20 protein-coding genes, 1 other RNA gene and 1 pseudogene are annotated in these 22,772 nt (G+C 65.6%); 9 read left to right on the top strand and 13 right to left on the bottom strand.

Annotated features, from left to right (window positions below):
• Positions 1-710: pseudogene (locus ROSELON_RS03140) on the bottom strand (HAD family hydrolase).
• Positions 711-810: 100 nt separating this feature from the next.
• On the opposite strand from ROSELON_RS03140, the gene clpS reads away from it, so the two are divergent.
• The 3 genes from clpS to ROSELON_RS03125 are packed head-to-tail and all read left to right on the top strand — an operon-like array spanning position 811 to position 2,979.
• Positions 811-1,134, top strand: coding sequence for an ATP-dependent Clp protease adapter ClpS (gene clpS / locus ROSELON_RS03135; RefSeq protein ID WP_407059670.1), 324 nt, complete (start codon positions 811-813; stop codon positions 1,132-1,134).
• A 19-nt stretch (positions 1,135-1,153) separates the two neighbouring features.
• Complete coding sequence (locus ROSELON_RS03130) at positions 1,154-2,155, top strand: class I SAM-dependent methyltransferase (RefSeq protein WP_025310992.1); 1,002 nt, start codon at positions 1,154-1,156, stop codon at positions 2,153-2,155.
• A 14-nt stretch (positions 2,156-2,169) separates the two neighbouring features.
• A complete protein-coding gene (locus ROSELON_RS03125; protein WP_025310991.1) occupies positions 2,170-2,979 on the top strand; it encodes an SDR family NAD(P)-dependent oxidoreductase in 810 nt (269 codons plus the stop codon).
• 88 nt (positions 2,980-3,067) lie between these two features.
• Here ROSELON_RS03125 and ROSELON_RS03120 read toward each other — a convergent pair whose 3' ends face one another.
• The gene (locus ROSELON_RS03120; RefSeq protein WP_025310990.1) at positions 3,068-3,847 is read right to left on the bottom strand and encodes a DUF1013 domain-containing protein; all 780 of its coding nucleotides are present in this window, start codon (positions 3,845-3,847) and stop codon (positions 3,068-3,070) included.
• Between the two features lie 132 nt (positions 3,848-3,979).
• On the opposite strand from ROSELON_RS03120, the gene ROSELON_RS03115 reads away from it, so the two are divergent.
• Positions 3,980-4,624 carry a ribonuclease T2 family protein gene (locus tag ROSELON_RS03115; protein WP_051508345.1) on the top strand — a complete coding sequence of 215 codons (645 nt, stop codon included), beginning with the start codon at positions 3,980-3,982 and terminating at the stop codon, positions 4,622-4,624.
• Positions 4,625-5,900: 1,276 nt separating this feature from the next.
• Here the strand turns inward: ROSELON_RS03115 and ROSELON_RS03110 are convergent.
• From ROSELON_RS03110 to ROSELON_RS03075, 9 genes are all read right to left on the bottom strand, one after another.
• A complete protein-coding gene (locus ROSELON_RS03110) occupies positions 5,901-6,950 on the bottom strand; it encodes a class I SAM-dependent methyltransferase (RefSeq protein ID WP_038650110.1) in 1,050 nt (349 codons plus the stop codon).
• A 2-nt stretch (positions 6,951-6,952) separates the two neighbouring features.
• The gene (gene recR / locus ROSELON_RS03105; RefSeq protein ID WP_025310987.1) at positions 6,953-7,552 is read right to left on the bottom strand and encodes a recombination mediator RecR; all 600 of its coding nucleotides are present in this window, start codon (positions 7,550-7,552) and stop codon (positions 6,953-6,955) included.
• Positions 7,553-7,559: 7 nt separating this feature from the next.
• Positions 7,560-7,904 carry a YbaB/EbfC family nucleoid-associated protein gene (locus ROSELON_RS03100; protein WP_025310986.1) on the bottom strand — a complete coding sequence of 115 codons (345 nt, stop codon included), beginning with the start codon at positions 7,902-7,904 and terminating at the stop codon, positions 7,560-7,562.
• Between the two features lie 85 nt (positions 7,905-7,989).
• A complete protein-coding gene (locus ROSELON_RS03095) occupies positions 7,990-9,750 on the bottom strand; it encodes a DNA polymerase III subunit gamma/tau (protein ID WP_025310985.1) in 1,761 nt (586 codons plus the stop codon).
• A gap of 173 nt (positions 9,751-9,923) precedes the next feature.
• An RNA gene (gene ffs, locus ROSELON_RS17725) (signal recognition particle sRNA small type) lies at positions 9,924-10,020 on the bottom strand.
• A 45-nt stretch (positions 10,021-10,065) separates the two neighbouring features.
• A complete protein-coding gene (locus tag ROSELON_RS03090; protein WP_025310984.1) occupies positions 10,066-10,833 on the bottom strand; it encodes an ABC transporter permease in 768 nt (255 codons plus the stop codon).
• Entirely contained in the window at positions 10,833-11,654 is an 822-nt protein-coding gene (locus ROSELON_RS03085; RefSeq protein ID WP_025310983.1) for an ABC transporter ATP-binding protein, read from the bottom strand. The genes ROSELON_RS03090 and ROSELON_RS03085 overlap by 1 nt, the downstream gene beginning before the upstream one ends.
• Before the next feature lie 215 nt (positions 11,655-11,869).
• The gene (locus ROSELON_RS03080) at positions 11,870-12,880 is read right to left on the bottom strand and encodes an ABC transporter substrate-binding protein (RefSeq protein ID WP_407059678.1); all 1,011 of its coding nucleotides are present in this window, start codon (positions 12,878-12,880) and stop codon (positions 11,870-11,872) included.
• 179 nt (positions 12,881-13,059) lie between these two features.
• Positions 13,060-14,988, bottom strand: a complete 1,929-nt coding sequence (locus ROSELON_RS03075) for a bifunctional 2',3'-cyclic-nucleotide 2'-phosphodiesterase/3'-nucleotidase (protein WP_156945757.1) — start codon at positions 14,986-14,988, stop codon at positions 13,060-13,062.
• 159 nt (positions 14,989-15,147) lie between these two features.
• Here ROSELON_RS03075 and nudC point away from each other — a divergent pair, with 159 nt between their 5' ends.
• The gene (gene nudC, locus ROSELON_RS03070; RefSeq protein WP_025310980.1) at positions 15,148-16,143 is read left to right on the top strand and encodes an NAD(+) diphosphatase; all 996 of its coding nucleotides are present in this window, start codon (positions 15,148-15,150) and stop codon (positions 16,141-16,143) included.
• A gap of 140 nt (positions 16,144-16,283) precedes the next feature.
• Positions 16,284-16,766, top strand: coding sequence for an SRPBCC family protein (locus tag ROSELON_RS03065; protein WP_025310979.1), 483 nt, complete (start codon positions 16,284-16,286; stop codon positions 16,764-16,766).
• Between the two features lie 10 nt (positions 16,767-16,776).
• On the opposite strand, the gene ROSELON_RS03060 is transcribed toward ROSELON_RS03065, so the two are convergent.
• Together ROSELON_RS03060 and ROSELON_RS03055 are read right to left on the bottom strand one after the other, a co-directional pair.
• Positions 16,777-17,691 carry a DMT family transporter gene (locus tag ROSELON_RS03060; protein ID WP_025310978.1) on the bottom strand — a complete coding sequence of 305 codons (915 nt, stop codon included), beginning with the start codon at positions 17,689-17,691 and terminating at the stop codon, positions 16,777-16,779.
• Positions 17,692-17,771: 80 nt separating this feature from the next.
• On the bottom strand, positions 17,772-18,602 hold the full coding sequence (locus ROSELON_RS03055) for a prephenate dehydratase (RefSeq protein WP_025310977.1): 831 nt from the start codon (positions 18,600-18,602) through the stop codon (positions 17,772-17,774).
• A gap of 116 nt (positions 18,603-18,718) precedes the next feature.
• On the opposite strand from ROSELON_RS03055, the gene ROSELON_RS03050 reads away from it, so the two are divergent.
• The 3 genes from ROSELON_RS03050 (at position 18,719) to ROSELON_RS03040 (ending at position 22,697) form a co-directional block, all read left to right on the top strand.
• Complete coding sequence (locus ROSELON_RS03050) at positions 18,719-19,240, top strand: c-type cytochrome (RefSeq protein WP_025310976.1); 522 nt, start codon at positions 18,719-18,721, stop codon at positions 19,238-19,240.
• Positions 19,241-19,469: 229 nt separating this feature from the next.
• Positions 19,470-21,542: an extracellular solute-binding protein gene (locus ROSELON_RS18610; protein WP_038650816.1), complete on the top strand. Its 2,073-nt coding sequence runs from the start codon at positions 19,470-19,472 to the stop codon at positions 21,540-21,542.
• Positions 21,543-21,548: 6 nt separating this feature from the next.
• A complete protein-coding gene (locus tag ROSELON_RS03040; protein WP_025310974.1) occupies positions 21,549-22,697 on the top strand; it encodes a microcin C ABC transporter permease YejB in 1,149 nt (382 codons plus the stop codon).
• Positions 22,698-22,772 lie beyond the last annotated feature (75 nt).

The raw sequence follows: 22,772 nt of genomic DNA, 5'->3' as shown, positions 1-22,772 counted from the left end.
TCACCCCTGCGTCTCGATCTCGTGGACAAGCTCCACCACCGCGCCCAGATCGGGACGTTCGGCATAGCGGGGGTGACCCTCGGGGGCGCTGGCATGTTCAAGCTCCCATGTCAGGCCATGAGGCACGAAGACGCCCCAGGCGCCGACCTCCAGCGCGGGCAGCACATCGGATTTCATCGAGTTTCCGATCATCATGGCGCGCTCGGCCCCGTCACCATGGCGATCGAAAATCGTGCTGTAGGTCGGCGCGCGCTTGTCCGACACGATCTCGACGGCATCGAACATCTCGCCAAGGCCCGATTGCGCCAGTTTGCGTTCCTGATCCAGCAGATCGCCCTTGGTGATCATGACGATGCGGTGCGATTGCGCCAGGGCGCGCACGGCCTCTTCGGCGTGGGGCAGCAGGTCGATGGGATGGCTCAACATCTCCTGCCCGGCCGACAGAATCTCGGCGATCACGTGGGCGGGCACCTGCTTTCGGTCACGTCGATGGCCGTTTCGATCATCGACAGCATGAAGCCCTTGATGCCGAAGCCATAATGACCGAGGTTTCGGCGCTCGGCCTCGAGCAGACGTGCGTGCAAATGATCCGGCGCGACATAGTCTGCCAAAAGGTCGGCAAAACGTGCTTGCGTCATGCGAAAGAACTGTTCGTTCTGCCACAGCGTGTCGTCTGCATCGAACCCGATGGTGGTCAGGGGGGATGCCATGTTCGGCCCCTCTTTTCTGAATCGCTGAGCGGCTTATATATTGCGGCCAACGGACAGGCCATGAACCGACCGAGGCATATTGCATATGCAACCCTTGCAGATGATGACGGACGAGCCCAAGGACGACGGTGAGACCAGTGTCATCACCAAGACCAAGCCGAAAACGCAGCGCCCGCCGCTGTACAAGGTGCTGCTGCTGAACGACGATTACACGCCGATGGAATTCGTCGTGCATGTGCTCGAGCGGTTTTTTGGCATCGGGCATTCCCAGGCGGTCGAGATCATGCTGACCGTTCACAAGAAAGGGGTGGCGGTCGTTGGTGTCTTTTCCTACGAGATCGCGGAAACCAAGGTGGCGCAGGTGATGGATTTCGCCCGGCGCAACCAGCACCCGCTGCAATGCACGATGGAGAAAGAGGACTGATCGCGGTCCTTCCCAACCCATGACAGACCCCCGCTGGACCCTTGCGATCGCGGCAGGCGATGTGATCCTGCCCGATGGCGCCGTTTTGGTGATGCGCGCCCGTGGCGATGCCGATTTTTCCGCGTTTGGCGCGGTTTTCTGCATGCAGGGCTTTGCGCCCGACCACGACCGCCTCGCCGCGAGGGGGCTTGAGGTGGCCGTCGAGCGGCCCGAGGGGCGCGATTTCGCCGCCGCGCTTGTGCAGATCGTCAAGGCCCGCGCCGCCACCCTTGGCGCCATTGCCGAGGCGCTGATCGCCTTGCCGCCCGGCGGCATCCTGATGGTCGACGGCCAAAAGGACGAGGGCATCGAATCGGTTCTCAAGCAGCTGCGCAACGTGTTCGATATCGACGGCGTGCTGTCGAAATCGCATGGCAAACTGATCTGGCTGACCCGGCCCGAGACCCTGCCCGAGGCCGTGATGGACTGGATTCCCCAGCCGATCCAGACCGACGACGGCTACCTGACGGTTCCGGGCGGCTTTTCGGCCGATGGCCCGGATCGCGGATCCGAGATCCTGGTCGCGTTGGTGCCGCCGCTCAAGGGGCGCGTCGCCGACCTTGGCGCGGGATGGGGCTATATCTCGGGCGAGGTTCTGGCCGAACAGGCGGGGATCGAAAGCCTCGACCTGATCGAGGCCGACCACGCCATGCTCGAGGCGGCCGAGGCCAATATCGAGGATGATCGCGCCCGGTTTTTTTGGGCCGATGCGACACGGTTTCAACCCGATGAGCCCTATGACGCCATCCTGTGCAATCCGCCGTTTCACATTGGGCGCAAGGCCGACCCGGCGCTTGGGCGTGCCTTCATTGCCGCGGCGGCACGGATGCTGAAACCCTCGGGGCGGTTTTTCATGGTGGCCAACCGCCACCTGCCCTATGAAGACACGCTGAGAGCCAGTTTCGGCACCGGCCGGATGCTGGGTGAGTTGGAAGGCTACAAGATCTACGAGGCCGCCAAGCCACGGCGTGCGGCCCGCTAGCGGAGAGCACCCCCATGTCCCTTTCGATCCAAGGCAAGACCGCAGTCATCACCGGCGCGGCAAACGGCGTCGGCCTGGCCATTGCGCGCCATTTCATCGACCGCGGCGCGAATGTGATGTTCGCCGACCGTGACGAGGCGCGGCTGGCCGATGAATGCGGCGCGGTCGAGGATGAGAAGGGCCAGGTGCGCTATTTCGCCGGCGATCTGCGCGAGAAATTGACGGTGGCCAACCTGCTCTCGGCGACAATCGATGCCTTCGACCGGATCGACATCCTGGTGAACGCCAGCCGGCAGGTCCTGACGACCGACCCGCTGGACCCCGCCGACAGTTCCGTCGGTACGCTGCTCGAGCAGAACATGTTCACCGCCCTGCGCCTCAGCCAGGCGGTGGCCAAGCGCATGATCCAGCAGGCCGAGGAGAATGGCGTCGAAGAGGGGCCGATCGGGTCGATCATCAACATCTCGTCGATCGCGGCCCGCCGCACCCATCCCGACCTGATGGGCTACTCGATCTCATGCGCGGCTCTCGATCAGGCCACGCGCAGCCTTGCGGTGGCCTTGGCCCCGCATCGCATTCGGGTGAACGGCGTCGCCTTCGGCTCACTGATGTCGGCCAGCCTGAAGGAAAGCCTGAACGAAACCGACGGTCTGCGCGACGAGATCAAGCAATGCACCCCGATGGGCCGCATCGGCAGCGCGCGCGAGGTCACGGCGGCCGTGCAATTCCTCGCCTCGGACGGCGCGGGGTTCGTCACCGGCGAGGTGCTGACGGTGGATGGCGGGCGCACGTTGCTGGACAATGTCTCCACGGCGGCCCACTGACGTATCAGCGGGCGGGTGCGCGCCCCTGAAACCTGGCGGATCGGCGCCTTGGCGCCGACCCGGTTATGCGTAGGATTGTGCCGCGACGTCACCGTGCGGTGTCTTCATCCTCGTCTTCTTCGTCGTCGGTGTTGGGCAGATTGAACAGGCTCTCGGCGTCCACCATTGCCTTTTGCGGATCGTCCTCGTCTTCAGTTTCGGGCGCATTGCCCCCACCCAGCGAGAACGACTCGAGCCCGGAAATGGCACTGGGGATCTTGGGCTCGTCGGGATCGGCCACGAGACTCTGCTCGGTCGAGACCAGACGGCGGCGTTCGTCATCCGACATAACCGCGCCGTCTTGGGCGCGCTTGGCGTTGGCCTTTTGCACGGCGGCGTCCAGTTCGGACTGCTTGCACAGGCCAAGGGCCACCGGGTCGATGGGTTGGATATTGGCGATGTTCCAGTGCGTGCGTTCGCGGATGGCCTGAATCGTCGGCTTGGTGGTGCCCACCAGCTTCGAGATCTGGCCATCGGACAGTTCCGGGTGGAACTTGACCAGCCACAGAATCGAGGCAGGGCGATCCTGCCGCTTGGACAGCGGCGTATAGCGCGGGCCGCGACGCTTTTCCTCGCCGACGGCGGCGGCGTTGAACTTCAGCTTCAGCTTGTGGGTCGCGTCGGCCTCGCCCTTGTCGATTTCGTCCTGGGTGAGCTGGTTGTTCACGATCGGGTCGAACCCTTTGACGCCGGTGGCCACGTCGCCATCGGCGATGCCCTGCACCTCGAGTTCATGCAATCCACAGAAATCGCCGATCTGCTTGAAGCTGAGGGTGGTGTTGTCGACGAGCCAGACGGCGGTGGCCTTGGCCATGATGGGTTTGTTCATCGGATCGTCTCCTTGAGACAGCAAACACGAGGATCGGGCCGTTGAAGCGGCTGCGGAGGGACCTCCGCAATTCCTCGATTTCAGGGAAATCGCAGCGTATATAGGCCCTGATCCTGCCAGAGGGAAGAGGGAATGCGCGTGCGCAACATCGTGATGGCGGCCCTGATGGCCGTATGTCCGGCCATGTCCATGGCCGAAGGCGACCGTGCGGGCGAGTTCGATTACTACGTCTTGTCCCTCAGTTGGACGCCCAGTTGGTGCGCAATCGAAGGCGATGATCGCGGCAGCCCGCAATGCGATGCGGGGCAGGGGTATGGCTTCACCCTGCATGGGTTGTGGCCCCAGTACGACAACGGCTGGCCCAGCTATTGCCCCACGGTCGAGCCCATGCCGACCCGCCGTATGACCGGCGAGATGGTCGATATCATGGGCTCTTCGGGGCTGGCCTGGCACCAGTGGCGCAAGCATGGTGTCTGCACGGGGCTGGATGCGGCCGATTATTACGCGCTGTCGCGGTTTGCCTATGACAGCGTCACCCGACCCGACCTGTTGCGTCGGCTGGATCGCGAGGTGCGCCTGCCTGCGACCGTGATCGAAGAGGCGTTCCTAGAAGTGAACCCGGATCTGAGCGCCGACATGCTGACCGTGACCTGCCGCGCCGGACGCGTGCAGGAGGTGCGCCTTTGCCTGACGCGCGACATGCAGCCGCGCGTCTGTGGCGAGGACGTCATCCGCGATTGCACGCTGGACCAAGCGATCTTCAGCCCCATGCGTTGAGCCATATCAAGGCCAGCGGCCCGGTCATTGCATATGATCCAATCTGTAAAGCTCAGGTTGGGAGGGGGTTATGCGGCATCTCATTTCTGGAGGGGGCGTCTTTGCGCGCGCTGTTTTGGTGATGTTGTCTGTCGCCTTCTGGAGCGTGCTGGCACCAGAGCAGGCCGCGGCACAGCTTCGCAATCCGTGCCCCGCCGAGTGGATCAATGACGGCGAATGCGACGAGCCCGGTCCCGGCGGAACGGGGTTGTGCGCCCCCGGCACGGATGTCGCGGACTGCCGTCGACCCTTCAATCCCTGTCCATCGCAGTGGATCGGCGATGGAGAGTGTGACGAGCCACATCTGTGCGCACCCGGAACAGACACGGCAGACTGTCGTGGGATCGGGGCCCCATTGCCGCCCGGGCAACCGGGCACTCAGAGTTGTCCAACGGCCTACAACAACGTGTGCGACGAGCCGGTGGTTGGCAACGGGACTTGTCCCCAAGGAACAGACACGCGTGATTGCTATACTATGGGCGGGGATGCCTGCGACCGAGCGAGAAACGGGGTCTGTGACGAGCCTGTCGCAGGCGGTACAGGGCTTTGCCCGCGAGGTACGGATACGGCTGACTGCTACGGGGTCGGACAGGGTTCGTGCCCGTACACCAACAACGGGGTTTGCGACGAGCCGGGCATCGGAACGGGGCGGTGTGCCGCATACTCCGACTTGGTCGATTGTAGTGGGCTGCGCAGTCAGACCTGCTTGCTGGCCAATAACGGCATTTGCAATGAACCCCCGAATGGCACCGGCTGTGCTCGTGGGACGGATGTCGCAGATTGCGCGGGAGTTGGTCCCTCGACCGGGGGGCGGTGCGTCGGCCCGGACTGCTGCACCCATGCCTATGACGGCACCTGCGACGAGCCAGGGATCGGAACCGGGATTTGCGCGGCCGGCACGGACAGGAGCGATTGTCACGGGCTGGCTGCACCGCCGCCCGCCCCACCTTCGGGGACTGTGCCGCAATCGCCGAGCTGGGGCAGAACCGTATGGTATAACCAGCAGGAATGCCTTGCTGATGCCGATTGCGTCTGGGTCTGCGAGACCAACGCGCTTACCAGTTGCCAGCCGCCGCAGCGCGGTCAGTCATATTGCATGGGCTACAGTTGGGCATGGCGGCAGAATTGCGAGGCCGACCCAGGCTGCACCTTCAGATGCGATTGGCCCCATTGCGATTTTTTCTATTGCGGTGCGCAGTAGGCCCAAGGGGCTTTTCCTACAGGGCGCGGCAGGCGCTCAGGCCCGGAACACGAAATACACGTTCGGCGCGACCATCGCGGTTTCGGGCAAGGCGCCGAACGTGACCTCCAGCGACTCGAAGAGTGGGCCGTAGCGCTCCAGCGCGCCCTTCTCGTGACCCAGCAATCCCTCGAGCGTGTTCTTCAAGCGGCGTAGCGGGGTGACCTCGTCCTGTGGCTGGTCGATGGGGAAACATTCGGAAAACCCGGCCTCATAACCCGCGCCGCAGAGCGTCGAGATGTCAAAGACGCGATCTTCGCCGCGACCAATGCCCTGCGCCCCCTGCAACACCTGCCGGGTGCCCCCCTCGAGTCGGGATTGCACGAGTGCGGTCAGGCCCTTTTTGCTGGCCGGTTTTCGGCCCAGGAACCCGCCATTGCCGGGGGGCTCTTCGCCGGGGCCGCCCGCCGCTTCGAACCTGCGGATCAGGTCCATGGCAAAGGCCGCCCAGATCTTGCCCTGAAGGCAGGGCTCCAGAAAGATCGCGGCGCCGCCGGGCTTCAGCCAGCCGCGGATGCGTGTCAGCATCTCGCCCACCTCGCCCAATTGGCACAGCGTGTTGCGCCCCACGACCATGTCGAGCGACTCGGGCGCAAAGCTGAGCGTTTCGGCCCCCGATTGCAGGATGATCGTACCCGGTGCCGCTGCGATGGACACCAGATGGTTCAGCGCCGCGGCCGTGGTTTCCGTCGCATAGAGGCGGCGCACCCGGTCCGACGCCGACAGGCCGGCCGTCCAGGCGCCCCCGGTCGCGCCGATTTCCAGCACCTCGGACAGGTGGCGGCGGCCCATGACCTGTTCCACGATCATGGACAGGTCGCGGTAATGGCTGCGGCGCGCGGCATCGGTCGGAAAGAACGCGCGCGCCACGTCGCCGGCCTGGGTTTCCTTGGGCGGTTCGCTGCCAAGGGCAAGGGCGTGCACACCGCCCTCGGCGCGCACCTCGTGACCGCACTGGCGGCAGTTCATCAACCCGTCGCGAATCCACAACTGGCCGCCGCCGCAGGCGGGGCACATCAAAGTGACGTAGCCGGAAGGTGCGTCCATGGTCAGAGTGTCTTTCTTGCCTTGAGCGCGGCGGATATCGTGCCGTCATCGAGATAATCGAGCTCGCCCCCGATAGGCACCCCCTGGGCCAGTGACGTCACGGAAACGCCCATGCCCTCGATCTCGCCAGCGATGTAATGGGCGGTGGTCTGCCCATCGACGGTGGCGTTCAGCGCAAGGATGACCTCGGCCGCGCGCTCTGCCCGGATGCGGTCGATCAACTTGGGAATGTGCAGGTCCTCGGGCCCGACATCGTCCAGCGCGGAAAGCGTGCCGCCCAGCACGTGATACCGCCCCTGAAAGGCCCCGCCCCGTTCCATCGCCCACAGGTCGGCCACATCCTCGACCACGCAAATCTGCCCGTTCTCACGACGGTCATCGGCACAGATCGGGCACAGGTCGGCCGTGCCGATATTGCCGCAGTTCAGGCATTCGCGGGCGGTGTCGGCCACCCGCGTCATGGCCTCGGCCAAGGGGCGCATCAGTTGCCCGCGCTTCTTGATCAGGTGCAGCACCGCGCGTCGGGCCGAGCGCGGGCCCAGGCCGGGCAGCCGCGCCATCACCTCGATCAGCGCTTCGATGTCCTTGGGGGCGTCGGTCAAGCGCGCCTCAGAACGGCATCTTCATGTCCGCCGGCAAGCCCAGCCCCTCCGTCAGCTTGGACATTTCTTCCTGGCTGCGCTCCTGCGCCTTGGCCTGGGCGTCCTTGATCGCGGCGAGGATCAGGTCTTCGACCACTTCCTTGTCGTCCTCGTTGAAGATCGACGGGTCGATGTCCAGCGCGGTCAACTCGCCCTTGCAGGTCGAGGTCGCCTTGACCAAGCCCGCTCCGGATTCGCCGGTGACGGTCATCGTGGCGAGTTGCTCCTGCATCTCGGCCATCTTGCCTTGCACTTCCTGTGCTTGTTTCATCAGCTTGGCCATATCGCCCAGCTGGCCCAATCCCTTCAGCATGTCGGACACTCCGTGTTAAGCTTCGGTTTCAGATACGCCCTTGGTCGTGTCGGCTCAAGGCATCACGCGGGTCGGGGCGCTGCGTTCATTCGTCCTCGAACGGGTCCCAATCCTCGGGGGTGTCGTCCTCGTCCGGCATTTCGGGCAGGGCTTCGCTGGCGGCGGCCTGTGCGATTTCCTGATGGGTGCGGATCTGGGTGATCTTCGCAGTGGGAAATTTCGACAGGACGGCCTGCATCAGCGGATGATCGGTGACCTCGGCCTCCATCGCCCGTTTCGCGGCCTCGGCCTCTTCCGCGATGGTGGGCCCTCCGCCCGCGCTCGCGACCGAGATCGCCCAACGCGCGCCCGTCGCGGTCTGCAACACCCGGCCCAGGCGCGGGATCAGGTCGCGCGGGGCCGCATCAGTCGGCTGCAGCTCGATCCGGCCCGGTGCATAAGTGACGAGGCGCAGACAGGTTTTCACCTCGATCAGCAGTTTCAGATCGCGCGCCTGTTCCACCAGCGCCACGACGCTGGCCCATGTGGGATAAAGCGACAGATCCGGGCCGGGCGCCCGGTTCAGTGCCGCCTGCACACCGCCCCCCTGTGGCGCCGAGGATCGATAGGATTGCGGCGCGGCACCGTTGGACGGGCCGGCCCCAGGCATCCCGCCACCGCCACCGGGTGCGGGGGGCGGTGTTTCGGACAGTTTCTTGACCAGATCGCCCGGCGTCGGCAGATCGGCCACATGCGTCATGCGGATGATTGCCATCTCGGCGGCCATCATGGCGTTGGGGGCAAGGCGCACCTCGTCCAGTGCCTTGAGCAGCATCTGCCACATCCGCGTCAGCACGCGCATCGGCAGTTTCTCGGCGAGGCTACGGCCCCGGCTGCGTTCCTCGGGCGACAGGGTCGGGTCCTCGGCCGCCTCGGGCGTGATCTTGATGACGCTCAGCCAATGCGTGATTTCGGCAAGGTCCCGCAGCACAGCTAGCGGGTCGGCCCCGGCGGCGTATTGCGCGCCCAGCTCGTTCAGCGCACCGGGCGCGTCGCCGCGCATGATCGCCTCGAACAGGTCCAGCACGCGGGCGCGGTCGGCCAGCCCGAGCATCGCGCGCACCTGGTCGGCGGTGGTTTCGCCCGCGCCATGGGCGATCGCCTGATCCAGAAGGCTCATCGCGTCGCGTACCGACCCCTCGGCCGCCCGCGTGATCAGCGCGAGCGCATCCTCGGCAATCTCGGCGTTTTCCTTTTCCGCGATGGATTTCAGATGGGCGATCATCACCTCGGGCTCGATCCGCCGCAGGTCGAACCGTTGGCAGCGTGACAGGACCGTGACCGGAACCTTGCGGATCTCGGTCGTCGCGAACAGGAACTTCACATGCGCGGGCGGTTCCTCGAGCGTCTTGAGCAGCGCGTTGAACGCGCTGGTCGACAGCATGTGAACCTCGTCGATGATGAAGATCTTGTAGCGCGCGGTCGCGGCGCGGTAGCTGACCGTTTCGATGATCGCGTCACGGATGTTCTGCACACCCGTGTGGCTGGCCGCGTCCATCTCCATCACGTCGACATGGCGGCCCTCGGCGATGGCCTTGCAATTCTCGCAGACGCCGCAGGGGTCGGTCGTGGGCCCGCCGGTGCCGTCCGGCCCGATGCAGTTAAGTCCCTTGGCGATAATCCGCGCCGTGGTCGTCTTGCCGGTGCCCCGAATGCCCGTCAGCATGAAAGCCTGCGCGATGCGGTCGGCGGCGAAGGCGTTTTTGAGCGTGCGCACCATCGCGTCCTGACCGATCAGATCGGCAAAGGTCGCGGGGCGGTATTTCCGCGCGAGTACCTGGTAACCGGTGTCGGCTGTGTCGCTCATGCTGCCCTTCGGGTCTGGTGTCGGGCGAAGTTAGAATGTCTGCGCCGCAACGTCCATGGCAGAGGACGCCGGACGCAACGCGGAATGCTGTACGGCGGGGGGGATATTTCGCCGGACCGGTTTGTCGCAACCAGTCCGTGCGTCTACTGCGCACCGTCTCAACGGCGTGCTGGGGTGAGAGGCTGGACAGCGACCCAAGCGGGGCTCGTTGTGGCTGCTTCCTTCCGGACCTGACCAGGTTGGCGAGGCGCCTGCCCGCGCCAACCTCTCATCGCTCACATAGGAAAAATGCGCCAGTGTCGCAAGGGGCGCAGATCAGCTTTGCGGCCGTTCGGCCCAGCCCGCAAAGATTTTCTCAAGGAATACCACGATATAATACAGCAGGATGCCCAAGGCCGCGAGCGCGAAGAGCACGGCAAACATCAGCGGGTAATCTGCGCTGATCCGCCCCGAATCGAACAGGTCGCCCAGGCCCCTGCCATGCGGGCTGACGATCTCCATCAGGTTCGTGCCGATGAAGGCGAGGGTGACGGCGACTTTGAGGGCGCCGAAGAACTCGGGCAGGGTCTTGGGTAACGCGATCTTCCAGAAGATCGTGAAATTGGAAGCGCCAAGGCTGCGCAGGATGTCGCGATATTCGGGTTCCAGCGTGCTGAGGCCGATGGAAACGGAGACCGCGATGGGAAAGAACGAGATCATGAAGGCGATCAGGATCGTGTTGAAATCGTGCTGGCCCACGAAGATCAGCGCGACGATGGGCACGACAGTCGCCTTGGGGATCGCGTTGAACCCCACGAGGATGGGGTAGAGCCCTTCGCGCGCGACGCGGGAAAAGCCCATGACCATGCCGATCAGCGTGCCCACCACCACCGCAAGGCCAAGGCCCACCACCGTCCGCCACAGGGTTTCCCAGCTCTTGATCAGGAACAGATCCCAATAGCGCGTGAAGGCCGGGATCAGGTCGGACGGGCTGGCCATGCGGTAATTCGGCAAGTCGTTGTACCAGACGGCCCATTCCCACAAGCCGATCACCAGAAGGATGGTGATGACGGGGGCCAGGATCTTGCGCGCGGTGTCGGTCATCAGGTCGCCTTCTCGGTCTCGGAGGGGTGGCCGTCGAGCGGGGCATCGGCCGAGGTCGCGCGGCCCTGCGCCACCTGGATCTGGTGGCGAAGCATGGCCAGCATCTCGACGGCCTTGGGCGTGTAGAGATCGTCAAGCGTACGCTTGCCCGGAATATCGACATCCAGCACATATTGCGTCTGTGCCGGACGGCTGGACAGGACGATGACCTGATCGGCCAGAAACACGCTTTCGCGCAGGTCATGGGTGATCAACAGGCAGGTGAATGGCTCTTCCGCGCGCAGATCGTGCATGGTGCACCACAGATCCTCGCGCGTGAAGGCGTCGAGCGCGCCGAACGGCTCGTCGAGGATCAGCACATCGGGCTTGTGGATGATCGACCGGCAGAGGCTTGCGCGCTGGCGCATCCCCCCCGACAACTCCGAGGGGCGTTTGTCGGCAAAGCCGGTCAGGCCGACCAAATCCAGCAGGTGATGGGCGCGCTCGGTCGCCTCGGCCCTGGACATGGGGCTTTTGACGATTTCCAGCGGCAGCAGGATGTTTTGCAGGATGGTGCGCCATTCCAGCAGCACGGGATTCTGGAACGCCATGCCGACGGTCGGGCGCGGCGAGGTCACCATCTGGTTGTGCAGCCAGACCTGCCCCTCGTCCGGGCGCATCAGGCCCGAGACCAGCCGCGTCAGCGTGGATTTTCCGCAGCCCGAGGGGCCGACCACGGCGCAGAAGCTGTTTTCGGGGATCTTGAGGGACAGGTTGTCGAGAACGGGCAGGGGGCCTGCCTTGGTGCGATAGGCATGGGTCACCTCGCGCAGCTCGATCATGGCGGAAGAGGCGGAGGGGGACGTCATCGGCAGGGCTTTCGGGTGGTTAACGGCGCATCAACGCTTGTCGGATTTGTGCAAGGGTAGGGTTAACGGGCGGGCTCGGACAGGCCAATCACACCCTGTACACATCCTGTACACACCCCGTGCATACGCGAGTGCGCCGGGCCAGTCGTGACATGCCGGCCCGGCGGTTTTCGATTTGAGGGTCGCGATCAGGGTGCGACCATCAGAACGTCGCCCTCGGGCAGGTAGGCATCGGTGAAATACAGCGACGCGTCGGGCTCGTTCTGGAACTCGTAGGTCAGGGCCAGCTGTTCGAGCGCGGTGGCCATGCGGTCGGGGTCGATATTGCCCATGCCGTTCTCGATCACGTAATCGGTCAGGACATTGCCCTCGATCGCCAGTTCGAGACGCTGTTGCTCGAGCGCGGCATCCCCGGCGGGGTTGCGTTCGATCACGGACGCGACGCCGGCGGCCGGGTCGGCGATGGCATCGGCCCACCCGCGGGCAACGGCGGTGATGAAGCCGGTGACCATTTCGGGGTTTTCCTCGGCGAAGTCGGTGTTCACGATCAGCGCGTTGCCATAGAGCGCGACACCATGATCGGAATACATGATCGTCGTCAGGTCCTCGGCCGGCACGCCAAGGCGCAGCGCCGACAGGTAGGACGAAAAGTTGAAGCCGGTCACGGCGTCCACGTTGCCTTCGGCCAGCATCGGCTCACGCGTGGGGAAGCCCACGGGTTCGACGGTGATCGTGGATACGTCGATATCGTTCACGGCGGCCAGGATCGGGAACTGTGCCCAGGCCCCATCGGGCGGCGGCGCGCCGAGGACGGAGCCTTCGAGGTCCTCGATGCCCGAGATGCCCTGGCTGACGCGGCCCACGATCGAAAACGGCGGGCTGTCATAGGTCATGAAGATGGCCGTGACCGGCGCGCCGGGGTTCTGGTCGAGGAACGAGATCAGCGAGTTGATATCGGCAAATCCGAAGGGGAAGGCGCCGGTCGCGACCTTTGGGATCGCGTCGAGCGAGCCCTGGCCGGCGGTGACTTCGACATTCATGCCTTCCTCGGCGAAATAGCCGTTGTCGATGGCGAGGAAATAGGGGGCGGACGGCCCCTCGAAGCGCCAGTCGAGGGCGAAGGCGATGTCGGTGTCCTGCGCAACCGCGGGGGTTGCGGCGATCAGGGTCGCGGCGAAAGCGGGAATGGCACGGTGCAGCAAGCTGTCCTCCTGTTGGTGGCCGGACGCACCCGGCATATGACCGGCATACCTCACGCGGGCCGCGCGCGCGGCGTCAACGCGGTCAGCCGGAATGGCGGGTTTCGGCGCGGGTGCAGGCAGGCTATGCGCGATTTATGGGCGATGTGATCAAAAATAAGGCAGTTTGAGAACCGCCGTCACAGCACCATGCGATAGCCGAAAAAGCCGCTCTCCTGCAGGCCTAGCGGCGTCAGGCCAAGGGCGCGGGCGCGGGCGGCGTGATGGGCTGCGCCCGGCCCCGTCTCGAACAGGACGGGGGTGCCCCCGAGGGGCACGAAGGAAAAGCCGTGCGCGACCTGCGGCGACAGGGGGGCGGTGGCTGCGGCGATCCGGTCGATCACCGCGTCACGCAGATTGCCCGGCGCGGTCGCGATGGTCTCGGCCTTGGCGCAGATCGGGAAATGCCCGCCGCCTTCGGACCTGTAGGAATTCGTCGCGACCAGAACGGTGTCGTCGGCCTGCAGCGCCGTGCCATCGGCATGGCAGAGATCGCGCACGCGGCCTGGGGTGGCGAAGAACTGCGCCCCCTCGGCATCGGTGCGCGCCGGTTGGGACAGGTCGAAGCGGTAGCGCAAGCCGACGAGGTGGTCGAAATTGTAGCCGGCAAAGGCATGGTCGATCAGCGGCTGCGGCGCGGCGTCCGGGGCATCCGGCCGTATCCGGTGAAAGGCCGAGGCCACCCGTTCGAGCCAGTCCTTCACGTCGGCCCCTGTCAGGCGCAGGACGCACAGTTGGTTGGGATAGATATAGAGGTCGGCCGCGTTGCGCAGCCGCAGGGTCCCGGCGGGAATGTCGGTGTAGTTCGACGGGCCGCCGCGCCCGCCGCATTTGTAGGGTGCCACGGCCGAGATCAGCGGCAGATGCGTCAGGTCGGGGCGCTGGGCGATCAGGGCGCGGGCGGCATCGGCCTGGGCGTCGGCGACCAGTTGGGTGGCGGCGCAGGGCGCGATCAGGCTGAAATAGGTCTCGAGCGGGACGGCGCTCTCGCCCAGCGGTTGCGCGGCATAGCGCCGGACGGCCCTGTGCTCGGCGCGGGCCGTCGGGATCAGCGCGGGGTGGTGCCGAAAGACGCGGCGCAGCCCGGTGCCGGGCGTGGGGCTCAGCGGCAGGGTGCGGGCGCGGGCGCCGCTCACCGACCAATGCGGGCCGGGGCCGTCGGCGACCTCGGGCCGGGTCCGCGACAGGGTCAGGTCGATGCAGCCCAGATGCGAGCCGTGAAAGCCCGGTTGCACGACGGGCGTTCCCGCAAGCAGGCCCTCGGGGTGGTCGGCGTCGGGAAAGACCCTGTGGCTGTGTCCCGCGATCACGGCGTCGACATCGGGCAGGGCGGCAAGGAGGTGGGCGGCGTTTTCCATTCCGGTTTCGGCGACCGCGGCGCCAAGGCCGGAATGGGCCAGCACGATGACGAGGTCCGCCCCCTCGCGGCGCAGGGCGCGGGCCTGCCGCGCGGCGATCCGGGGCATGTCGGCCACCTGGATCCGGTCGCCCAGACGTTTGCGCGACCATCGGGCGATCTGGGGCGGCGCAACGCCCGTCACCCCGATGCGCAGCGTGTGCGACGTGCCGCAGCGGGCCACCACCTTGCGCCGCAGCAGCGCGCGCGGCGGGGCCAGGGGCACGCCATCGGTGCGCCGGATATTGGCCAGCACGACAGGGAAACAGGCCCCTGCCATGGCCGCCGCAAGGGCCTCGAGCCCGAAGTCGAAATCATGGTTGCCCAGCGTGGCCGCGTCATAGCCCAAGGTGTTCATCGCGGCGATCATCGGGTGCGTGCGGCCCCTGGGCATGATCTCGGACACCGCGGCATCCCCCAGCGGCGCCCCCTGCAACGTATCGCCATTGTCCAGCAGCAGGGTGTTTTCACAGGCGGCCCGCGCCGCGATGATCCGTTCGGCCACGCGCAGCAGGCCAACCTTGTCATCGGGGCAGTCGCGGAAATAGTCGTAGGGCATCAGATGCGCGTGCAGGTCCGACGTGGCCAGGATGCGCAGATCGACGCATGCCACCGCGGAGGCCCCGTCCGAACGCCGTGTGACTGCCTGCGCGATGTCGCCGCGAAAGGTCATGTTGTCCCCATACTGTCCCTCTGCCACTATGCCCGAGGCGACGGTGGTGCAAACAAGTCCGGGGCCATGGTCCGGCGACGATTTTTGCCCATATTCCAAGGTTGTGACCCCACCGACACACCAAACGACACGTGCCGTCGCAAACGAGGAGAGCAGGTGATGAAACGTGCGGAAACCGTGCTTTTTGCAAGTTCGGGACTGGATCGCGCAGCCGGGATGCGCCGCGATGACGGGGCGCTGACATCGGCCCTGGATGCGGGGGCCGGCGTGCTGCCGCTGTGGCGGGGCAAGCCGATGGTGACGGGCGTCGCCGAGGGCGCGGCGCCCGGGGATGGCGCGGTTACGCTGGCCTTTCGCCCGATGGGCCACCCGGTTCTGGCCAAGGCGGCCGAAGCCCCCGTTTTCCTGGGGCTGGGTGCCGATGAAGAACCGCTTTTCGCCTGCGATATCTCGGGCTGGGTGCCGCCCGAGGTGGACGAGGACCAGGTCGGCGGGTTCGTCGATGCCAGCCTGCAACATCATCCGTCCGAGGACGCGACCGGCGCGGCCTTTGCCGAATTGCGTCGCATCATGACGCACCTGTCCCCGCGCGAGGCGGAATTGGCGGCCACGGCGCGCGGGCTGTTGGAATGGCACCGCACGCATCTGTTCTGCGCGCGGTGCGGGGCGCGCTCGGACCTTGCCGAGGCCGGGTGGCAGCGCGCCTGTCCGGCCTGTGGCGCGCGCCATTTTCCGCGGACCGATCCGGTCGTCATAATGCTGATCACCGATGGCGAGCGCGTGTTGCTGGGCCGGTCGCCCGGTTGGCCCGACAGGATGTATTCGCTTTTGGCGGGCTTCATCGAGCCGGGCGAAACCGTCGAAGGGGCCGTGCGGCGCGAGGTGTTCGAGGAAGCGGGGATCGAGGTGGGCGCGGTGGGCTACCTGTCCAGCCAGCCCTGGCCGTTTCCCGCGTCACTGATGCTGGGGTGCCGAGGGGTGGCGATCAGCGACCGGATCACCGTCGACCGGGAGGAGTTGGAAGATGCGCGTTGGGTGACGCGCTCGGACCTGTTGGAGGTGTTTGCCGGCCGGCACCCCGACATCGCGCCCGCGCGCCGGGGCGCGATTGCGCATTTTCTGTTGGAACACTGGTTGTCCGATCGTCTGGACTGACCCGTGGCGCGCCAGGTGTCGTTGCGATTGGTGCTGATCCTTGGCCCTTGACCCGGTCGCGTGGGCGGCGGATTAACGAAGGCGGCGGTGGCCGCGCGTGTTCTGCCGGGATGCGCATGGCAGGAACAAGGAGTGACGCGGTGAAGTTCAAGGTTTCCGAAGATATCGACGCGCCGGTGGATGTGACCTGGTCGCGCTTTACCGATTTCTCGCATTTCGAGTCCGAGGTTCGGGGCCGGGGCGCCGATCTGGTGCGGGTCGGCGACTGGAGCGAGGCCGGGGCGGGCGCCAAATGGCGCGGGTCGGTGCCGGTGCGTGGCAAAAGCCGCGCGATCTCGTCGGAGATCACCAGGTTCGAGCCGCACGAGACATGCCTTGTGCAAAGCCAGATCGGCGGCATGGCCTGTGCCTACGAGATGGATTTCGTGGCGCTGTCGCCCGAGGTGACCCGCGTCTCGGCAGTGATGGATCTGTCGGCCAGCAGCCTGTCGGCCCGTCTGCTGCTGCAGACGATGAAGCTGGCGCGGGGCAAGGTGTTGCAGCGGATGCAGGGCGTTCTGGCGCGGCAGGGCAATGCCGCCGAGGCCGCCTGGCGCAAGATCCAGCGCGAACGCCAGGCCTGAGGCCTGCGGCTCAGGGCGTGTTGGCCTTGCGTTGGCGCGCGCGCTCGAGCCCGAGCTGGCGTTCCCGCAGGATGATGGCCACGCCCGCCGTCACGATCAGGGCCGCGCCGGCCAACATGGTCAGGCTGGGCACCTCGTCGAACACGGTATAGCCGACGATCAGCGCCAAGAGCATCGAGCTGTATTCGAACGGCGCGATCAGCGAGGCATCCGCAAAGCGGTAGGAGGAGGTCAGCAGGATCTGACCCAGACCGCCCAGGACGCCCGCGGCGACCAGCATCGCCGCGACCTGCGGGCTGGGCCAGACCCAGCCCCAGGGCAGGGTGAGCAGTGACAGCAGCGCGGCCGTCACCGAGAACCAGAAGACGATGGCGGCCGTCGCCTCGGTCTGGACCAGTTTGCGCACGAAGACCTGCGCCAGCGCGGCGCAGACCGCCCCCATCAGGACGACGACCGCGCCGAGGGTTTGTGTCGGATCCACCGAAGCCGCATCGACCGACAGGCGCGGCGACAGCACGATCAGCACCCCGCCCATGCCGAGTGCCACCATCGACAGGCGGAACAGCCGCACCCGTTCGCCGAGGAACATGGCGGCGAAGACCACCACGAGGATCGGGGCGGCGTAGCCGATGGCCGTCACCTCGGGCAGGGGCAGGAGGCCGAGACCGGCAAAGCCCAGCCCCATCGCGCTGGTTCCCACCAGCCCGCGCCAGACATGGCCCATGGGGTTGCGGGTCATCAGGCCGCGCGGCAGGTCGTGGCGGCTGGCCAGCCAGGCCAGGATCACCGGGATCGCAAAGACCGATCGGAAGAACACGGCCTGACCGGGCGGGACGGTTTCGGACGATGCCTTGATCAGGCTGGCCATGGCCACGAACACGCAGACCGAGGCGATCTTGAGGGCGATCCCGCGCAACGGGGACATGGGGACACCGGGGATGGAGGGCGGACCGCGCCACCATGCGCCTGCGCCGCGGCGAGGGCAAGGGGCCGTTGCGGCGGGGGTCAGTCGCGCTCGGAGGCGGCGGGATAGGTGCCCAGGATCTTGAGGTAGCTGGTGAAATAATCCAGCTCTTCCATCGCCAGTTGCACGTTGTGATCGTCGGGGTGCCCCTCGATATCGGCGTAGAACTGCGTCGCGGTAAAGGACCCGTCGACCATGTAGCTTTCCAGCTTGGTCATGTTGACGCCGTTTGTCGCGAACCCGCCCATCGCCTTGTACAGCGCGGCGGGGATGTTGCGGACCCGAAAGACGAAGGTCGTCATCATGTGGTCGGCGCGGCGCGTCATGTCGGGATCGCGCGACATGATGAGGAACCGCGTGGTGTTGGTGTCGTGATCCTCGATATGGCGGGCCAGCACGTCGAGGCCGTAGATGTCGCCCGCCAGTTCCGAGGCCAGCGCGGCCTTGGACCTGTCGCCCCAGGCCGCCACATCGCGAGCGGCGCGCGCGTTGTCGGGGCTGACGCGCCCCTTGATGCCGTGGTCGCGCAGGAACCTGGCGCATTGCGGCAGCAGGACCAGGTGGCTCCAGGCCTCGGTCACATCGCCCAATTGTGCACCGGGGACACCCAGAAGGTTGATGTGCACGCGCACGAACGCCTCGTCCACGATATGCAGCCCCGATTCCGGCAGCAGACGGTGGATGTCGGCCACCCTACCGTAGGTCGTGTTCTCGACCGGCAGCATGGCCTGTGCGGCGTGGCCCTCGCGCACGGCGTCGATAACGTCTTCGAAGGTCGCGCAGGGCAGCGCCTCGAGCGCGGGGCGCGCATCGTGACAGGCCTGATGCGAGTAGGCTCCGGGCTCTCCCTGAAAGGCGATGCGTTGGGTCATGACGTCAAACCGGGCTTTTTCATGGAAAAGGGCGTTTCGTCGCGCTCAGTACACCTTGCCTCGGACCAAGGAAACACCATACATACGGCCCGACAAGCGATACGAATGGGAAAGCCATGTTCGACACCATGACCCTGACCAAGGCCTTCGGCGCGCTCTGCGGTGCGCTGTTGATCTTTCTTCTGGGCGGCTGGGCCGCTGACGGCCTGTACCGCGTAGGCGGCGACGGAGACGGATCGCGCAGCTACGTGCTGATCCAAGACGACAGCGACGCGGCGGACGAACCGGCCGAAGAGGTGGTCGAGGTGGCCTTTGCCGATGTTTACGCCGCAGCCGACGCCGCCTCGGGCGAGCGTTTGTGGCGTCAATGCGCGGCGTGCCACCGGCTTGATCCCGGCGCGCATGCGGTGGGTCCGTCGCTGCATGACATCGTCGGGCGCCCGATCGCGGCCGCAGACGGCTTCAGCTATTCCAACGCGTTTGCCGAACTCGACGGCGAGTGGACGCCTGAGCGGATGTCGGCCTTCATCGAGAATCCGCGCCAGTGGGCGCCGGGCACGGCCATGGCCTTCAACGGCATCAGCGATGTCGAGGATCGCGCAAACCTGATCGCCTATCTCGAGACGATCGGCGACTGATCCCGCCGCGCAGCACCGAATACGACAGGCCGCCCGACCGGGGCGGCCTTTTTTGTGGCGTGTTCACTGCAGATCACGGATTCTCGTCTTGAACCCCGTCGGGGGTGGTCACTAACCTTTTGCGACCCACATCACTGGGACATCACCGATGGTGACAGCCCGGACGACAACGGAGATGCCGATGCCAAGACGCGCCCCTGCCGCCGCCGCAGCGATGATCGACGCCCCCATGCCTCGCATCAGGGGCGCCGCGGCGGCGATGCCATTGATGGGGGCGGCCCTGATCTGGGCGATGACCGCCTGGCCGGGGGGCGCGCAAGTGGCGGAAGATGACGGGCTGATCGAAACCTATGGCGTCTCGACCTTCGGGGAATTGCGCTATGGGCCGGATGCCGAACACCTGGACTATGTCAATCCGGATGCGCCCCAGGGCGGGCAGGTGTCGTTTGCGTGGTCGTCGGGGTCCTTCGACTCGGTGCATCCGTACACGCGCGTGGGGCGCGCGGCGGTCCTGTCCTCGGTCTTTTTCGAATCGATGCTGGAGGGCACGGCCGACGAGATCGGGTCGTCTTATTGCCTTCTCTGCGAAAGCATGGCCTTCCCCGAGGATCGCGCCTACGTGATCTTCACCATCCGCGAGGAGGCGCGCTTCTCCGACGGCACGCCGGTCACGGCCGATGACGCGCTGTTTTCCTACGAGATCCTGCGGGATGAAGGGCTGCCCAGCTTCCGCGCCTCGCTGCCCTTGACCATCGCCTCGGCCGAGGTGCTGGACGAGCGGCGCATCCGGTTCGATTTCAACCCCGAGGCGCCCTTGCGCGGGCGGATCGAGGCGGCGGGTGGGCTCCCCGTCTTCAGCCGCGCCAGCCATGAGGCCAGCGGGCTGGACTTCGAGGATAGCCGGCTCGAGCCGCTGGTGGGATCGGGCCCCTACGTGCTGGGCGAGGTCGATCCGGGGCAGCGCGTGGTTTACGCCCGCAACCGCGACTATTGGGGCGAGGATCTGTGGATCAACCAGGGCCGCCACAATTACGACTCGATCCGGATCGAGTATTATGGCGACGCCATCGCGGCCTTCGAGGGGTTCACCGCCGGCAACTACACGTTCCGGCAGGAAAGCAGCAGCCAGGCCTGGGCCAACAGCTACGATTTTCCCAAGCTGGATCAGGGCATCGTGATCCGCGAGGAACTGCCCGATGGCACCATCGCGACGGGGCAGTCTTTCATGATCAACCTGCGCCGCCCGCAATTCCAGGATGTGCGGGTGCGCGAGGCGCTGGCGGCGATGTTCAATTTCGAATGGACGAACCAGACGCTGTTTTACGGCCTATATTCGCCCATCGACAGTTTTTGGGAAAACACGCATCTTGAGGCGTCGGGCCTGCCGGGTGAGGACGAGCTTGCCATCCTCGAGCCGCTGCGCGACCTGCTGCCCGAGCGGGTCTTCACCGAAGAGGTGTATTCTAACCCGGCCTCGAATCCCGATCGCACGCTGGACCGCGCCCGTGCGGCGCAAGCCGTTGCTCTTTTGGAAGAAGCCGGCTGGTCGGCCGAGCCTTTGCCAGCCTCCGAACGGCTGGAGATCGGGTCAATGACGTTTGTCTTCGGGCTGGGTGGGTTGATCCTCGTGCTCGGTGGGGGCTGGATGTTGCTGGGTCGCGCGCGCAGCACGGCGCTGGGTGTCGTCGGGATCGTTATCGGTTTGGGCGGCGTGGGCGTCGGTGCGCTACAGGCGATCCAGCCGCCCGATGGCCTGCTGCGCAACGCGGCGGGCCAGACGCTGGATGTGGAATTCCTGAATTCCGGCGCGCTCTTTGATCGCATCATCAATCCCTACGTGGAAAACCTGCGCGCCATCGGTGTGAACGCCCGGCTGAACCGGGTGGACAATGCGCAGCTCAGCCAACGTCAGCGCGATGGCGATTTCGATATCGTGACCGACCATTTCCCGATGGATTACGAGCCCGGTTCCGGCCTGCGGCAGTATTTCGGCACATTGGGGGCCGATGAAAGCCTGTTCAACGTGCCGGGCCTGGCGGATGAGGGCGTCGATGCCCTGATTGAGGTGGTGGTGAATGCCGAGACCGAGGCCGAGATGGGAGTGGCGGTGCGCGCGCTGGACCGCGTGCTGCGCGCCCACGTGATCCGCATCCCACAATGGTACAACAACCAGCACTGGGTCGCCTATTACGACATGTATCGCTACCCCGAGGAGTTGCCGCCCTATTCGCTGGGTTTCCTCGATTTCTGGTGGATCGACCCCGAAGCAGAGGCGGGCTTGCGCGACCAGGGCGCGTTCTAAGACCTTATGGGCGCGTATATCCTCAGACGATTGCTGCTGATGATCCCCACGCTGCTGGGGATCATGGTGGTGAATTTCGCACTGACACAATTCGTGCCGGGCGGCCCGATCGAGCAGGTTCTGGCCCAGCTCGAGGGAGAGGGCGATGTGTTCGCGGGCATCTCGGGCGGTGGCTCCGAAGCGGGCGGCATCGAGGTCGAGGGCGACTACCAGGGCGCGCGGGGTCTGCCACCGCAGTTCCTCGACGATCTGAAGGTGCAGTTCAACTTTGCCCGCATCGTCTGTGAAGAGGGGTTCACCGGCGAGCCGGACGTGGCCGCCCCCGAATGCGTGGCCGAGGATATCGCCTGGCCCGAACGCTTCGTGATGATGATGTGGGATTACATGCGCTTTGACTTCGGCGAGAGCTATTTCCGCTCGATCAGCGTGGTGGATCTGGTGATCGAGAAACTCCCGGTGTCGATCACGCTGGGCCTGTGGTCGACCGTGATCGCCTATCTGGTGTCGATACCGCTGGGAATCCGCAAGGCGGTGCGCGATGGCTCGCGCTTTGACACGGTGACATCGGGCATCATCATCGTGGCCTATGCCATCCCCGGTTTCCTGTTCGCGATCCTGCTTTTGGTGCTGTTCGCGGGGGGCAGTTATTTCCAGATCTTCCCGCTGCGCGGCCTGACCAGCGACAACTGGGAGGAGTTGAGCCTTCTGGCCAAGATCGCGGATTATTTCTGGCACATCACGCTGCCGGTGCTGGCCTCGACCATCTCGGCCTTTGCAACGCTGACGCTTTTGACGAAGAACTCGTTCCTCGAAGAGATCAAGAAACAGTATGTGATGACCGCCAAGGCCAAGGGCCTGCGCGAGGGGCGGGTGCTCTATGGCCACGTGTTCCGCAATGCGATGCTGATCGTGATCGCGGGCTTCCCGGCGGTGTTCGTGGGCGTTTTCTTTGGCGGCAGCCTGATCATCGAAACGATCTTCAGCCTCGACGGGCTGGGGCGGCTGGCCTTCGAGGCGGCGGTCAGCCGCGATTACCCGGTGATCTTCGGCACGCTGTTTGTGTTCGGGCTGATCGGGCTGGTCGTGAACATCCTGTCGGATCTGATGTATGTCTGGATCGATCCGCGCATCGATTTCGAGACGCGGGAGACCTGAGCGATGGCGATGCCCGACGATATCCCGCCGCCCCGATCCGGCGCGCCCGCGCCTCGACCCCGAGCCCGGCCTGCG

The sequence above is a fragment of the Roseibacterium elongatum DSM 19469 genome (genome assembly GCF_000590925.1).
In the GTDB taxonomy this organism is placed as follows: Bacteria; Pseudomonadota; Alphaproteobacteria; order Rhodobacterales; family Rhodobacteraceae; genus Roseibacterium; species Roseibacterium elongatum.
Note: the sequence above shows the minus strand (reverse complement) of the source record. Positions and strands in the feature narration are given on the sequence as shown.

Coding starts and splice junctions, on each gene's coding strand:
- ROSELON_RS03125 (WP_025310991.1), top strand. CDS start 2,170: ATGTCCCTTTCGATCCAAGGCAAGACCGCAGTCATCACCGGCGCGGCA.
- ROSELON_RS03115 (WP_051508345.1), top strand. CDS start 3,980: ATGCGCGTGCGCAACATCGTGATGGCGGCCCTGATGGCCGTATGTCCG.
- ROSELON_RS03075 (WP_156945757.1), bottom strand. CDS start 14,988: ATGACCTTTCGCGGCGACATCGCGCAGGCAGTCACACGGCGTTCGGAC.
- ROSELON_RS03055 (WP_025310977.1), bottom strand. CDS start 18,602: ATGACCCAACGCATCGCCTTTCAGGGAGAGCCCGGAGCCTACTCGCAT.
- ROSELON_RS03120 (WP_025310990.1), bottom strand. CDS start 3,847: ATGAACAAACCCATCATGGCCAAGGCCACCGCCGTCTGGCTCGTCGAC.
- ROSELON_RS03110 (WP_038650110.1), bottom strand. CDS start 6,950: ATGGACGCACCTTCCGGCTACGTCACTTTGATGTGCCCCGCCTGCGGC.
- ROSELON_RS03040 (WP_025310974.1), top strand. CDS start 21,549: ATGGGCGCGTATATCCTCAGACGATTGCTGCTGATGATCCCCACGCTG.
- ROSELON_RS03050 (WP_025310976.1), top strand. CDS start 18,719: ATGTTCGACACCATGACCCTGACCAAGGCCTTCGGCGCGCTCTGCGGT.
- clpS (WP_407059670.1), top strand. CDS start 811: ATGATGACGGACGAGCCCAAGGACGACGGTGAGACCAGTGTCATCACC.
- ROSELON_RS03090 (WP_025310984.1), bottom strand. CDS start 10,833: ATGACCGACACCGCGCGCAAGATCCTGGCCCCCGTCATCACCATCCTT.
- ROSELON_RS18610 (WP_038650816.1), top strand. CDS start 19,470: ATGCCTCGCATCAGGGGCGCCGCGGCGGCGATGCCATTGATGGGGGCG.
- nudC (WP_025310980.1), top strand. CDS start 15,148: ATGAAACGTGCGGAAACCGTGCTTTTTGCAAGTTCGGGACTGGATCGC.
- ROSELON_RS03130 (WP_025310992.1), top strand. CDS start 1,154: ATGACAGACCCCCGCTGGACCCTTGCGATCGCGGCAGGCGATGTGATC.
- ROSELON_RS03085 (WP_025310983.1), bottom strand. CDS start 11,654: ATGATCGAGCTGCGCGAGGTGACCCATGCCTATCGCACCAAGGCAGGC.
- ROSELON_RS03095 (WP_025310985.1), bottom strand. CDS start 9,750: ATGAGCGACACAGCCGACACCGGTTACCAGGTACTCGCGCGGAAATAC.
- ROSELON_RS03060 (WP_025310978.1), bottom strand. CDS start 17,691: ATGTCCCCGTTGCGCGGGATCGCCCTCAAGATCGCCTCGGTCTGCGTG.
- ROSELON_RS03100 (WP_025310986.1), bottom strand. CDS start 7,904: ATGCTGAAGGGATTGGGCCAGCTGGGCGATATGGCCAAGCTGATGAAA.